Raw genomic sequence first — 14,240 nt, forward strand, 5'->3', positions numbered from 1 at the left:
ACCAATGAGTTTGAAATATGGAAGAGATACAATTGTAGAAGTTGACTTAAATGCTGTAAAACATAATGTAAATGAATTTAAAAAACATGTGAATGATGAAAATATTGCGATGATGGCTGCTGTAAAAGCGAATGGGTATGGCCATGGGGCAGTTGAAGTTGCGAAATCAGCTATTGAAGCAGGAATAAATCAACTTGCAGTTGCATTTGTAGACGAAGCAATAGAATTAAGAGAGGCTGGAATTACTGTGCCGATTTTAATTTTAGGATATACACCAGTAGCGGCTGTAGAAGATGTAATTCAATATGACGTTATGATGACTGTTTATAGAGTAGAAGATTTACATGGTATAAATGAAATTGCAAACCGTCTTCAAAAGAAAGCGCAAATTCAAGTGAAAATTGATACAGGAATGAGTCGTATCGGTTTACAAGAAGAAGAGGTTAAACCATTTTTAGAAGAATTAAACCGCATGGAGTATGTAGAAGAAGTAGGGATATTTACACATTACTCTACCGCTGATGAAATAGATAAAACTTATACGAATATGCAAACAAGTTTGTTTGAGAAAGCTGTAAATACAGCGGAAGAATTGGGAATCCATTTTCCGTATATTCATAGTTCAAACAGTGCGGGATCAATGGAACTTAGTAACACATTTCAAAATATGGTTCGTGTCGGTATTGGAATTTACGGTATGTACCCTTCAAGAGAAGTGGATCATGCAGTTGCTTCCTTACAGCCAGCGTTGTCTTTGAAGTCAAAAGTAGCTCATGTTAAACATGCGAAGAAAGATCGTGGTGTTAGCTATGGGAATACGTATGTAACAACTGGTGAAGAATGGATTGCGACTGTACCGATTGGTTATGCGGATGGCTATAGCCGTCAGTTATCTAATAAAGGGTGTGCTTTAATTAATGGGATTCGGGTACCTGTTATTGGCCGCGTTTGTATGGATCAGCTTATGCTAGATGTTACAAAAGCAATGCCAGTACATGTAGGAGACGAAGTAGTATTCTACGGCAAACAAGGTGAAGAAGAAATTGCTGTAGAAGAAGTAGCAGATATGTTAGGTACAATTAATTATGAAGTTACATGTATGTTAGATAGAAGAATTCCACGTGTTTATAAAGAAAATGAAGAAACGACTGCGGTTGTAAATATATTAAGAAAAAACTGAATCGATATGATTCAGTTTTTTTTACTTTTCGTAGATGAAAAGTGGGATATTGGTGTTTTTGGACAAGTCATAATAATTATGCTTCATTATAATTTCAAAGCCACAATGTGTATATAACTTTAAAGCATTGTTATTTTTTGTTTCGACATCTAGTATAATCGTTGCAACACCTTCAGAAATGAGGCGATGAACTATATTAGTGAGGATATCTTTCCCATAACCTCTTCCTTGATGAAAAGGATGCACAGCGAATCCTGATAATGTAGTAAAGTGTTCTTGGTGAGTAATTGTAATTGTTCCGATCACGTTGTTATCGATAAGAGCGCTGTATACTTGATGAGAAGATGACTTCAACATCTTTTGTAACCATATAGCTGTATTTTCTACAGAATCGCCGAAAGCTTTACTAGAGATATCGATAAGATCAGGAAGTGATTCTGTAGATGCAAGAGTAAGCTGTATAGTATTCTCTGGTGTTTTTTGTATTTTTTTTAATTTGAACTCCATACTATACTCGCTATATTGGTAAGGTAATTTCAAGTAATCCGCAAATGATTTCCCAGAAGTGGATTCGCCATTAATAATAAGAAGGGCTGCATCTACTTCTCTTTTTTGTATTTCTTTCATTGCAGTTTGTAAAAGAGTAGTGCATATATGTTGTCTCCTATAGTCCGGATGAACAAACCCTATTAACTCCAGTTTTGTCGGTCTTTCAAAGTCATACATGCTTAGTGCGCCGATTAATTGAGTATCATCATAAAATAAAAAATCATTTATTTCTTCTTTATTACGAGTAGTTAAAAAGTTTTCATGTAAATCTGACGAGTAATCAATTTGATCGTGTTGCCCACAAATATAAGCTAAATCCTTCATTTGCTGAATTTCGTTTGCTGTTAAAGCTTTCTTTTTTTCAATATTCATTTCATACTCCCTCGCATTCGTTTTTAAAAATAGGATGGGTGACTTAACCACTTTTCTAATGCCACACTACCTTGAACGGATAATAAACGGTATAAATATCGATAAGGTTGTCTGCATTCGTCAAGATAAGGAATAGGCATAATTGTTTCATACCCTCTTTTGAAGGCATAAGCTTCTTTTTCAGTAAGTACATATTCTAATCCGACAAAGTCAAACTCCCGTGGAGCAATTGCGTAAGCCTCTGTATCTACTAATCCAGTAATAGATGTACCATCAGATAAAAATTGAGTAGGGTCCATATCAATTAAAACGAATGTAGTTTCTTTCGGCATTGGTAAGGAAGAGAGCTGTGACTCGAAAGTGTGAAATGCGTTATATATGCTTGTATTATCGGAATAAAACATATTTACAAGGTCTGTACTTACTTTTAAAATGTGAGACTTAAATTCTTCTAGTGGAACTTGGAAAGTACTTGATGGATTTCCTATAAAATTTGCTCGAAACGAATGGATTTCTGCTAGTCCTTTTCCAAGATTGAATAAAATAGAATCAGGTTGTCCAATAAAAGATTGAACGGTTTTACCTACTAGTTTTTCGGCCACAACGAATTCTCGGGCATCTAAAGTATGTTTGTCTAAAATAGTGGGGATAGGGAGGCTTGTATGTTCTTGCAGTAATGTATGTACTGTTTCTAAATGATGTACATTTCTTGGATCAATTCCAAAAAGTTTTTTACAGCCCAACCAAAAATCATTGTTGGGCTCTTCAATCATTTTTGAGGAACGAACAATAACTTCTTCAGCTTCTGTTTTAACAAGAAACACGTCGCTTGCATGGTCTTCATAGCCTGGATGCAAGGATTGAATGGATAAAATAGGTGAAGTGAATAGTTGTTGTAGCATGAAAAGGCCCCTTTTTCTGTAAATTCGATAAATTAATTATATTACATAATGTAATTAATTGGTGAAATATAGATGGGATTTCTGTACATCGTGTATTAAAGTTTGAGGTTCTATATAAGAATTACCAAAAAGGTGAAAAATGTGTGTATATAAAGCAATTTCTTTGTATTTGTGAAAAAAATTAGTTATGATAATACTAAGAAAATATATATGTTTTGGGGGTAATGAATGAAGAAAATATTTGAATACGTATTGTTAACTGTTGGGTCCATTATTGTAGCGGGTTCACTAGAGCTTATTTTAGCGCCTAATGGATTAGTGGATGGCGGAGTAACGGCCATTGCTATTATGGCAAATAAAGTTGCAGGATTACCGCTTTACGGAGTATTTCTAGGACTTAATATTCCTATTTTATTATTTACTGCAAAAGTAATGGGAAAGAAGTTCTTCATCCGTACTTCTTATGCAAATGTTGTTACAACACTCGGATTGATTTATTTAAAACCATTTCCAGCAATTACGACTTCAGAATTATTAATTGTACTTTACGGAGGAGTTCTATTTGGAGTTGGAGTTGGAATCGTTGTGAAAATGGGCGGGGCAATTGACGGATCAGAAATGTTAGCTGTTTGGATGAATAAGCATTTTAAAGTACCAATTAGTACGTTTTTACTTGCTGTAAATGCAGTTATTTTTGTATTTGTTGCTATTTTATTTTCAATTGAGCAAGCGATGTTCTCATTAGCAATTTTCTATATTGTTACGAAAATGATAGATTTCATATTAGACGGTATTAATCAAGGAAAGAGCGTCATGATTATTTCGAATAAAAATAAAGAAATTGGCGAACTGCTTATGAAAGAATTGCAACTGTCTGTTACGTATCTACATGGAGAAGGTGGTTTTTTAGGTGAGCATCAGAGAATCATTTATTGTATTACAAACCGTTTCATTTATCCAAAAATGAAAGATCTCGTTCTCTCTGTAGATCCAAGTGCTATAATTGAAGCTTCTTATTCAACAGAAACAACTGGTGTAAAGCGTCCGGGAAGGACAGCAAGGTCAGGGCAAGGGTCAGAAAAATAGTATGTAAAATAACTCCACGTCAGTATTACTTGCGTGGAGTTATTTTTAGTTAGGGAACCAGGCTTTTTTCAGTAATTTAACAACAGTTTCGATACGATCTTCTGGAATGCTGCCGAAACCGAGCAATACATATGATGACTCGGTTAAATTATGAATAGAATCGTATATTGAAAGAGGATACAATTTGATACGTTTTGTTGCAGCTGCATAAATAAGTTCTTGCTCGTTCATCCCATTATGAACATGAAGTGCGATATGAAGTCCGGACTGTTCGCCAAGTATTTGTACACGAGATTCCATTTCATTTTTGATAGATTTAACTAGTAATGTAAGCTTTCTTTTATATAACGTACGACTACGGTTTAAGTGACGCTCCCAATCACCATTGTGAATAAAGGTTGCAAAAGCGAGTTGCTGTATTGTGGAAACAGTTTGTTTAAATTTACCTGCAAGCTCTTTATAGATTTTTAATAGATGAGGTGGTAAAACGATATATCCCATTCGTAAAGAAGGTAAAAAGGATTTCGAGAATGTCCCCATATAAATAACACGTTCTTTTGAATCGAGTCCTTGTAAAGAGGGAATAGGTTTTCCTACATAACGAAACTCCCCGTCGTAATCATCTTCAATAATATATCCTTCGCAATCATTGGCCCACCTTAATAATTCGAGCCTTCTAGATAATGGCATAATCATTCCAAGAGGGAATTGGTGTGAGGGAGTGACGTATGCTACATTGGAACGTGATTCACGTAAAGCTGAAATACGAATCCCTTTATCGTCTAATGAAATAGGGTGAACAGGAAGACCAGAACTTTGAATCATGGCAGTTATACGGTGAAATCCAGGATTTTCGATTCCGTATTCTTTTTTTGAACCAAGCAGTTGAAGTAGTAACCAAAGAAGAGGTTGCGTACCGGCTCCAATAATAATTTGATCAGGTGAAGAATGTACCCCGCGGGCGTGATATAAATATTTTGAAATATGTTCTCGAAGAACAAACTCACCTTGAGAATCTTCTTTAGAAAATAATTTATCTTCGTACTGGCATAAGGTTTCGTGTAATGCTTTTTTCCAATTTGTAATTGGAAAAGCAGCTTGATCAATAAGTCCTTGGCTACAATCATAGTCATATAGTTCTTCTATCGTGTTTTTAGTTGTGTGTGACGCAATGCTTTCACTTTTTTGTATGATATCAATATCAACCTCTGCAACAAAAATACCCCGTTTTGGTTTACTTTCCACATATCCTTCAGCAATTAATTGTTGATAAGCGGATTCGACAGTAATACGGCTAATATTCAGTTGTGATGCCAAATTTCGATGAGAAGGAAGACGTGTGCCAACAGAGATTGTTCCCTGTGAGATTTCTTGCTTTATATATTTGTAAATTTGTAAGTAAATTGGTATTTTACTTTCTGGATGCAATGGAATAGTGAAATTCATTTTACACATCCTCCTTTAAATACTGGCCTTATAAAAAAGAATAAAACTGTCACTTAAGTAAGGGGCAGTTTCTTTCTACAATGATGATATAACATTTAGAAAATTTTATAAATAGTAAGGAGAGAATCATAATGAATATTAGAGAAGTAATGACAGAAGCTGATTTACATGATGTATTCCCCGTATTACAGCAATTACGAACGAAACTTTCAAGAGAAGAAGCAAGTTCTTTATTTCAAAAAATGAAAGAAGAAAAGTATAAACTACTCTCGTTACAGAATGAAGATGACGAAGTTGTTAGTCTCGCTGGTGTAGCGATTTGTACGAATTTCTATAATGAGAAACATGTTTTCGTATATGATCTTGTAACTGCAAAAGCTCATAGATCCAAAGGATATGGTAAAGCTCTGCTGTCATATGTAGAAAAATGGGGGGAAGAAAAAGGGTGCAGTTCTATCGTTCTTACATCAGCGTTTCCAAGAGTTGATGCACATCGTTTTTATGAAAGAGAAGGCTATGATAAGGTAAGCTATTCTTTTTATAAAGAGCTATAATACTAAGTAGGTTCTATGTGAGATAACATATAGAACCTACTTTTATTTAGAAGTATAAGATGAAGAGGGTTAATTGCTTATTTTGTCGAATAGTTTCTTTATAATTGAGAAGATAATATTGAATTAAAAGAAGGTTAGGGGAGTTTATATTTGGAAAAAATTCAGAAACTATTAATCCCAAAAGGTGTAAGAGTTATCGTAATATCTGATATTCATGGCGAATTAAATCTTTTAAAGGAATTATTACATAAAGTTAATTTTAAAGATGATGATTATTTAATTATAAATGGCGACCTCTGTGAGAAGGGGAACGATAGCATTGGCGTCGTAAACTATGTGATGGACCTTGTAGTTAGCAAGTCAAATGTTTATGTTGTTGAAGGGAATTGTGAAGTGGTAATTGAAGCACTTGTAAATGAAAATCCTGCGCTAATAAATTATTTATGTACGCGGAAAAATACAATTTTTAATGAATGGCTAGGGCAATTGAACGTTACTGTTAATGAAGAAAGTGATATTCGTGAAGTGAAAAACCTATTGATGAGCCATTTTTCAAAAGAAATAAAGTGGCTAACAGAGTTGCCAACTGCTATTGAAACAGAGGATTATATCTTTGTACATGCAGGGCTGGAAGATAGAGAAGATTGGAAGAACACTGACCGGAAAACTGCAATTGCAATGCCAGAGTTTTTTAATAGGTCACATAGAGCGGATAAGTATGTAGTTGTTGGACATTGGCCTGTTGTGAACTATTCAGAGGAGGCGTCGTCTAATAATCCAGTTATTGATAAGAATAAAAAAATTATCGCGATTGATGGTGGTAATGCGATTAAAGAGGCCGGGCAATTAAATGCATTTATTATTCATCGAGAGATTTTAAATGATACATTTTCCTGTGCATATGTAGATCATTTTCCGCAGTATGAGGTATTGGCCGATTATAATGCGAATTTAGTAATGAAAGGTGGAGTTACATATCCGCATTATTACATAGAGCCTGTGGAGAGAATGAAAGATTTTACTGTATGTAAACAAATAGGAACAAATGAACTACTTCATGTAAAAAACGAGTATATTAAGCAACTTGAATCAGGTGAGTATACAGTGAAAACGGATATTTCTTGTGCGCAAATTAATATTAGAAAAGGGGATACAGTTTCTTTAATAGATGGTAGCTGCACGGGGTATGATTTAATAAAAAAAGATGGTGTAGAAGGCTGGATAGAAAAAGCTATCCTTCTTGAAAAAAATGAAAAAAATTAAAAATATATAGCTGAAAATAGGAGGGGGGTTTTTCCTCCTATTTTTTATGCTGTAGGTGCTGAAAGTGTATTTTTTCTAAGTTGATATATAGTTCATCTGCGGAAATTTCGTTTTTCTTTAGTTTTTTAGTTAAATAAAAGTATGTACGAAATTCCTCTGCGACATCTGGAATTTCATGTATTAATAGTATTATTAAATGATTGAAGGTTTATGTTTTGATTTTTCTGAAAAAATATTATAATTGTATATGAAATAAAGAGGAATGTAGGAGGAAATTATGCAAAACGTTATATTAAAGGGAAACAAAGTTACAATTCGTACAATAGAAGAATCAGATATAAAACCGTTATGGAATCTCGTATTTAAAGAAGAAAATCCAGAGTGGAAAAAATGGGATGCACCGTATTTCTCGTTCTCAATGCAAGGATACTCGTCCTATAAAGAAAAGATGCAAACTCGTTTAAAAGAAGAGCCGCTGTCAAATTTAATTATAGAAAATAACGGTCAAATTATAGGGACAGTCGGATTTTATTGGGAGCATAAACCGACGCGTTGGTTAGAGATGGGAATTGTTATTTATGATCCAACTTACTGGAATGGTGGATATGGTACAGAAGCATTAACACTATATAGAGATTTGCTATTTGAAAAGATGGAGATTGGTAGAGTAGGGCTCACGACTTGGTCTGGTAATGAACGAATGATGAAAGTAGCAGAGAAAATAGGAATGAGCTTAGAAGGTAGAATGCGAAAATGCCGATATTATAACGGAACGTACTATGATTCTATTCGAATGGGAATGATTCGTGAAGAATGGGAAGCGCTATGTGTAACGAAGGGGTGAGGAAGCGTGTACGCTGTTATTGAGAAATTAAAATTAATTAAGATAAATTATGAAAATGGTTCTGCCATTTCTTCTAGTATATTAGCAGAATATAATTTAAAGAGAATGGAGACATCGAGATGACATATGTAATTAGAGAAATGAAGCAAGAAGATATTCATGCCGTACAATCCGTAGCGAAAATAGCTTGGCATGATACATACGAAGACATTATTCCGAGAGAGATTCAGGATCGTTTTTTAGACGAGGCCTATTCTGATGAAAAAATGAAATATCGTCTTGAAAATACACATTTATTCGTTGCGGAAGAAGAGGGGGAAGTGATTGGCTTTGCAAATTTCTCACCTGTTAGACTGCAAAACGAAGCGGAATTAGGTGCGATTTATTTGTTACCAGATCAGCAAGGAAAAGGAATAGGAAGTGCTTTATTACAACGAGGGCTTACGGAATTAAAAGGGATTCGGAAACTGTACATACATGTAGAAGCAGCAAATGAAAAAGGAAAGCGTTTTTATGAAGCGAAAGGTTTTGCTGAATTGGAGCAATTTGAAGAAGACTTCGAGGGGCATTTAATGCAGACGGTAAGGATGGTTTTATACATATAAGGAGGACTAGAAATGAAGATATTTGATTTTAGTGAAAAAGTAGGAAAACACATATCAGTATTTCAATCTAATTTCATAATGTCGAAAATATTAAACTATCAAGGGAATGTGCATATTGGTGCTATGCATTTACAAGAGAATGGAATTATCGGATATCATGAAGCAGTTGTATCTCAACTGCTTCTTATTGTGGACGGAGAAGGGTATGTATGCGGGACAAATAAAGAAAAAGTAAAAATAAATGCTGGACAAGCTGTGTTTTGGGAGAAGGGAGAGCTTCATGAGACAAGTACAGAACATGGATTAACGGCAATTGTTATGGAAGCGGAGAATCTTGAACAAGCGATATTAATGCCTATTATTCAAGGGGAGTTGTGAAAAATGATAATTAAGGCAAATCAAGAAGATACCAATGAAATATTAAAATATACAACTCAATCACTTTTTGAAGGGACGAGAGGGAACTGTCAGCTAAGTATAGAGAAAGCCCTTGAAATTACAAAGCCGATTATAGAAAAAGGAGCATATTATTTAGTCATTAAAGAAGAAAATAAAGTACTAGGATGGATATTAATAGGAGAAAATGTAGACTATTTTTCTCGTGAAAAACTTGGATTTATATATGAGCTGTACGTTTTTCCAGAATATCGCGGGAGAGGATTATCACGAGAGTTGATGGAAGCTGGTATTAAGGAATTGAAGGAAAAGTATTCAGAAATTCGTTTGAATGTATATGCTGGAAATTTTGCAAAAGAGATGTATAAAGATTTTGGGTTTGTTGAAAGGCAAGTGATAATGACTTTGAAGTGAGAACAATAAACAATAAACAACTATAATAACCTCCTATCAAATAATATGATAGGAGGTTTATATTAAATGTATAGAGTGTGATTAAAAAATAGATAAATCAATATTATATAATATAATGTTATTATAGTAAAAGAGAAATTTTGGAAAAATATCATTTTTTTGTTTAGAAATTTTTAAATTATTGATATAATCAATTTGTAGAATTGATGATGGGTTAATTTTACTATTTTTAAATTTTAAGGGGGATTTAATAATGGCAGGACAAATTCGCATGTCACCAGAGGAGCTTAAATCGAAAGCGACTCGATATGGACAAGGTGCAAATCAAATTGAGGACATTTTACGTCAGTTACAAAACTTACAAAATGAATTAAGAGGAGAATGGGAAGGTCGTGCTTTTGAAGGTTTTGACCAACAGTTCAATCAATTAAAGCCAAAAGTACAAAACTTTGCTCAGCTATTACAAGAAATTAATATGCAGCTTAATAAAACTGCAGAAGCTGTTGCTAGACATGACGAAGATCTTTCTCGTAATTTCGGTCTACAATAAAAACGAGTAAAAAGAAACCAGTAATTTAGCCATGCAACTTTCGTTGTATGGCTAAATTACTTTAAAACTAGAGTAAGATAAGGAGTCCTTAACTTAATAGACTCGTAGCCGCAGGAGTGATAAGTAGTGAAAAAGTTTAAGTGGAGCATCTTGTTGTTTATTATTTTAGCTCTTGTGCTATCAACAGGAGTCTCCTATTTAGCATTAAATCAAAATGTTAAGAAAGCTAATGAGAATAGCACGCCAAAAATGACAGTTGCATTAGTAAATGAAGATCAAGGAACTGTATTTGAAGGGAATAAAATAGCGTTTGGAGATCAATTTGTTAAAAATGTAAATAAAAATACGAAACAAGAATGGTACGTAGTTAGTCGCGGGGTAGCAGAGAGCGGTTTGAAAAATAATAATTACAATATGATGATTGTAATACCTAATGATTTTTCTCGGAAGGCCGTTGCGATTGATTCAGAACTTCCAGAGAAATTAACGTTAAACTACAAAGTAAACGCAACTGGGAATAAAGATTTGAAAGCTGAGGCTGAAAATACAGCTTCTATGATTTTAGAGGACTTCAATAAGCAAATCATCGACGTTTATTTTGCGAGTATTATCGGTAAATTGCAAGGTGCACAAGATAATATAGGTAAAATAATTGAAAAAGGGACCACTCAAACGACTATGTATAAAAAAGATGTACATAGCCCGTTGGCAAATTACACAAACCAATTTAAAACAGTACAAGACTATACAGGAATTTCTGTTAATAGTTTTAAAGGATTTCAGGATGTTTTAAAAGGGTTTGGACAAGCTTTAGATGAAGGGAATAAATCCAATAATACGTATTTAGAAGGATTTAATAACTTTCAAAAAATGCAAACTGATAATAATCTGTTAGCGAATAATTTTACAAATCAATTTAATCAATATATGAGCGATATAAATACAGGCGATGCTTTAAAACAGTTAAGCGCATTGGAATCTGCAAATAAAATTATCGCAAATCAATTTACGCTTTCAGAGAAAGATCCTAATATTTTAGCAGATGCTTCAGCAATTCAAAAATATTTAACAGATGTAAAAAAACAAGTATCAGAATATGATACAGAACTTGCAGGGAAGTTAGAGAGTGACATTCAAGCGACAATCCTTAAACGATTACAAAAGTCTATTTCAAATGATGGACAACACGAAGTAGTTATAAATTCGTTAATGAAACAACCAGATATTCGAATCAAGCAACAAATTGAAAATTTAATTACAAAGTTGCCTAGTTTAAACATGGAAGAAATCGTTCAAAGTGATTTGCCTGATGTAACGAAATTACAACTGAAAAACGTAATCCAATTTACAAATAAATATAATAAAGAAAATAATTTTTATTATGACCCTGTAAATAAAATATCTTTAGGAAATTCAATTAAAGAAGTAAAAGAAAGTTTGTTTAAAGATGGAATTACATTCAGTGATACAGCAAAAGTAACTGGAATGGATTCTTCGCAAACTATGAATGTAAGTATTCCTAGTGGCTTTGAGTTATATGGAAGTACAGATTCGCTATTAATTGATGGTGTGGACCGTACAAGTGAATTTTTGCAAAACGGAGCAGTTGCAATATCTGCGCGTAATGAAGGAGATTTAAATATTAGCCTTCGTTTGAAGTTAATAGATCCAAGCGTCAATATAGATGTTTTCTCTCCTGTAACGTGGGAATGGAAATTGAATGGGAATTACGAGAAAGAAACTAGTTCTGGAAACGAAGAACCTAAAAAAGAAGAACCAAATAAAGAGAATGAAGGAACACAAACAGAAAATAGTAAGGTGGAAAATGTAGTTAATAAAACGCAGTATGGAATAATGCCGCTAGTAAACACTGTTAAAAAGCCTATCATTCAAAAAACAGAACAGAGTAACAATAACACCGAAGGAAACCCAGAAGGCGGAACGGGGACAGATAACGGAACCGGAGGAAACCCAGGAGGTGGAACGGGAACAGATAACGAAACCGGAGGAAACCCAGGAGGCGGAACGGGGACAGACAACGGAACTGGAGGAAACCCGGGAGACGGAACAGATAACGGAACCGGTGGAAACCAAAATCAAGGTGGTGGCTCAACAGTAATTGAACGTACAAATAATCATATCGTACATCAAAAAACTGAGAAGCTAACAAATAATACATCTAATGTATTAATTAAAGAAGCAGTGGAGACCGTCCAAAGTTATCAAGGTTTAATGAGCCTTTACCAAATGTATTATGGAATTGATTTAAGAACGAATGATGTGAGTCCTAAGCTTGAAGAGGGAAGTTTAGATGCAATTGCGACTGATCATTCTATGTACTATATGTTAAACAAACAAAGTGTAAATGATTTAATTTCAAACCTTGTTGCAGCTAGTATTACTAGTGAAGTAAAACTAGATATGACAGGTTTAAAACAAAAAATAGACTCTTACCAACAACTCATTACTAGTGCAGATCAAAATTCAATGCTACTAGCGGAGAAATTAAATGAAACGACGCAGCAAGCAACTAGTATGAATCAAAATTTAGGAGAATATTTAAAAGGTTTAGCGAAATGGCGTGAGAGTAGCTTAAAGCTAGTTGAAGAACAGCAAGTGTTAACAACAAATAATGCTGGTGAGCAAACAGCTGTACTATCGTTAGACTCTGGTATTAAATCTTTAACGATGCAAACTCAGTCATTAGTGGAGAGTTCGAAGCATAGTTTAGCGACATCAGATGAAGTGTATAAAACATTTGACCAAATTAATGGACAAGCAAAAGAAATTCAAGAAAGTGGAACGACAATTGTTTCGAAAGCAGATTCTTTATTAAATGATTTTACGAAGAAAATGGAAGATGATAAAGCATTCTCGAAAAACTTTACGAAGATTTTGGCGAATAGTCGTATTGGAGATCGTCAAAATGAGATGTTATATGAGTTTTTATCTAGTCCAGTTCAAAAACAAAATGATGGGGTAATTGTAGCTGGTAATGCTTTTACACCATACTTAATCGTATTAACTTGTTTTATCGTTGCGTTATTTACAGCATACGCAATTGCGAATCAAGAAAAGAAAAGAACGCAAACAGATCATTTTGAAGAGAAATTCTCATTAATTGATATGAATTTACCAACTACAGTAGTAGCATTCGGAATATCGATTGTGGAAGGGATAATCATAGGGGGCATTTCAGGGCGTCTTTTAAAGTTCGGTCAGGATCAAAGTTTACTTTGGATTGCGTTTATCACAATCATTATGATGGCGTTTGTATTAGTTTCAACATACTTACTGCGACAAATAAAAATGGTAGGGATGTTTATCTTATTAGTATTTTTAAGTATGTATTTATTTTTAACTGAGGCAGTTGGAAGTAAAGTAGATCAACTTTCCACTGTCGGAAAGATACGTCAATTTTCACCGCTTCAGTATATCGAAAGTTTTCTAAATGATTTTATTAGCGGTAAAGATACTGGAAAAGTTATTTTTATTGTATTGTTTGTAATTGCCATTATTGGATTGGCTTGTAATCTATTTGTATGGCATAAGAAATGGGAGGAAAAAGAAGTAAATGATCAAACAATGGAGCATAGTGGCTAAGTTATCATTTATCTGTTTCCTTTTACTGTTTGTCGCGCTACCGATAAGGAGCGCGGCTGACAGTTATCTTGGTGATGATGGAAAGATTGAGTTTAAAGTAGACCGCTTTGAAGATAAAGACCAAGAAAAAAATAAAAAGGAACATAAGGAAACAGAATTAGATAAAGCATCGATTGAGTTATTTAATGAAGAAATAGAAAAAGAAATTCAGCAAAAGAAAAAGAAAGAACAAAAAGAGATGGAATCCTTGCGAGATTCTCTTTTTATAAAACAAAAAGAAATAAATAGTATTAAAGATACGAAAAATAGTTTGTTTAGTAATGAATACGTTGTGAGAAAAAGCGCTGATGAAGTAGCGAGTAATCAAACAATGAATGAAAAGCCAATCAGTACAACAATAATAATATTGTTAGGGGGCAGCGTTGTACTTATATGCATCGGTATTTATACGGTTCTTCGAAAAAGTTGGAGGTAAA

General features: G+C 33.9%; 14 protein-coding genes and 1 pseudogene. 12 read left to right on the forward strand and 3 right to left on the reverse strand.

Annotation, left to right across the window (positions count from 1 at the left end; genetic code table 11):
- The first annotated feature begins 4 nt into the window (after positions 1 to 4).
- Positions 5 to 1,180 carry an alanine racemase gene (gene alr, locus MR065_RS07180; RefSeq protein WP_242213088.1) on the forward strand — a complete coding sequence of 392 codons (1,176 nt, stop codon included), beginning with the start codon at positions 5 to 7 and terminating at the stop codon, positions 1,178 to 1,180.
- 21 nt (positions 1,181 to 1,201) lie between these two features.
- Here alr and MR065_RS07185 read toward each other — a convergent pair whose 3' ends face one another.
- Both MR065_RS07185 and MR065_RS07190 read right to left on the reverse strand, forming a co-directional pair.
- Positions 1,202 to 2,101: a GNAT family N-acetyltransferase gene (locus MR065_RS07185; RefSeq protein WP_242213089.1), complete on the reverse strand. Its 900-nt coding sequence runs from the start codon at positions 2,099 to 2,101 to the stop codon at positions 1,202 to 1,204.
- A 23-nt stretch (positions 2,102 to 2,124) separates the two neighbouring features.
- Complete coding sequence (locus MR065_RS07190; protein WP_242213090.1) at positions 2,125 to 3,003, reverse strand: aminoglycoside phosphotransferase family protein; 879 nt, start codon at positions 3,001 to 3,003, stop codon at positions 2,125 to 2,127.
- A gap of 228 nt (positions 3,004 to 3,231) precedes the next feature.
- On the opposite strand from MR065_RS07190, the gene MR065_RS07195 reads away from it, so the two are divergent.
- The gene (locus MR065_RS07195) at positions 3,232 to 4,089 is read left to right on the forward strand and encodes a YitT family protein (protein ID WP_098991598.1); all 858 of its coding nucleotides are present in this window, start codon (positions 3,232 to 3,234) and stop codon (positions 4,087 to 4,089) included.
- Positions 4,090 to 4,134: 45 nt separating this feature from the next.
- On the opposite strand, the gene pdxR is transcribed toward MR065_RS07195, so the two are convergent.
- Positions 4,135 to 5,535 (reverse strand): MocR-like pyridoxine biosynthesis transcription factor PdxR, encoded by a 1,401-nt coding sequence (pdxR, locus tag MR065_RS07200; RefSeq protein WP_242213091.1) that lies wholly within the window; start codon positions 5,533 to 5,535, stop codon positions 4,135 to 4,137.
- Positions 5,536 to 5,666: 131 nt separating this feature from the next.
- Between pdxR and MR065_RS07205 the strand changes: the two genes are divergently transcribed.
- The 10 genes and pseudogenes from MR065_RS07205 to essA all read left to right on the forward strand — a co-directional run bounded on the left by MR065_RS07205 (position 5,667) and on the right by essA (position 14,239).
- Positions 5,667 to 6,089 carry a GNAT family N-acetyltransferase gene (locus MR065_RS07205; protein ID WP_242213092.1) on the forward strand — a complete coding sequence of 141 codons (423 nt, stop codon included), beginning with the start codon at positions 5,667 to 5,669 and terminating at the stop codon, positions 6,087 to 6,089.
- 150 nt (positions 6,090 to 6,239) lie between these two features.
- A complete protein-coding gene (locus tag MR065_RS07210) occupies positions 6,240 to 7,352 on the forward strand; it encodes a metallophosphoesterase (RefSeq protein ID WP_242213093.1) in 1,113 nt (370 codons plus the stop codon).
- 277 nt (positions 7,353 to 7,629) lie between these two features.
- A complete protein-coding gene (locus MR065_RS07215) occupies positions 7,630 to 8,196 on the forward strand; it encodes a GNAT family N-acetyltransferase (RefSeq protein WP_242213094.1) in 567 nt (188 codons plus the stop codon).
- Between the two features lie 12 nt (positions 8,197 to 8,208).
- Positions 8,209 to 8,319: pseudogene (locus MR065_RS07220) on the forward strand (2'-5' RNA ligase family protein); the annotation flags it as partial.
- The gene (locus tag MR065_RS07225; protein ID WP_242213095.1) at positions 8,316 to 8,801 is read left to right on the forward strand and encodes a GNAT family N-acetyltransferase; all 486 of its coding nucleotides are present in this window, start codon (positions 8,316 to 8,318) and stop codon (positions 8,799 to 8,801) included. The pseudogene MR065_RS07220 and the gene MR065_RS07225, both read left to right, overlap by 4 nt.
- A 12-nt stretch (positions 8,802 to 8,813) precedes the next feature.
- A complete protein-coding gene (locus MR065_RS07230; RefSeq protein WP_242213096.1) occupies positions 8,814 to 9,179 on the forward strand; it encodes a cupin domain-containing protein in 366 nt (121 codons plus the stop codon).
- A gap of 3 nt (positions 9,180 to 9,182) precedes the next feature.
- Positions 9,183 to 9,611 carry a GNAT family N-acetyltransferase gene (locus MR065_RS07235; protein WP_242213097.1) on the forward strand — a complete coding sequence of 143 codons (429 nt, stop codon included), beginning with the start codon at positions 9,183 to 9,185 and terminating at the stop codon, positions 9,609 to 9,611.
- A gap of 253 nt (positions 9,612 to 9,864) precedes the next feature.
- Positions 9,865 to 10,161, forward strand: coding sequence for a WXG100 family type VII secretion target (locus MR065_RS07240; protein WP_000918601.1), 297 nt, complete (start codon positions 9,865 to 9,867; stop codon positions 10,159 to 10,161).
- A gap of 126 nt (positions 10,162 to 10,287) precedes the next feature.
- On the forward strand, positions 10,288 to 13,764 hold the full coding sequence (esaA, locus tag MR065_RS07245) for a type VII secretion protein EsaA (protein ID WP_242213098.1): 3,477 nt from the start codon (positions 10,288 to 10,290) through the stop codon (positions 13,762 to 13,764).
- The gene (gene essA / locus MR065_RS07250) at positions 13,736 to 14,239 is read left to right on the forward strand and encodes a type VII secretion protein EssA (protein WP_242213099.1); all 504 of its coding nucleotides are present in this window, start codon (positions 13,736 to 13,738) and stop codon (positions 14,237 to 14,239) included. Before esaA ends, essA begins: the two co-directional genes overlap by 29 nt.
- Position 14,240: the final 1 nt, after the last annotated feature.

Origin of the sequence: Bacillus cereus group sp. BfR-BA-01383 (assembly GCF_022663495.1) — a bacterium.
Taxonomy (GTDB): Bacteria; Bacillota; Bacilli; order Bacillales; family Bacillaceae_G; genus Bacillus_A; species Bacillus_A cereus_AU.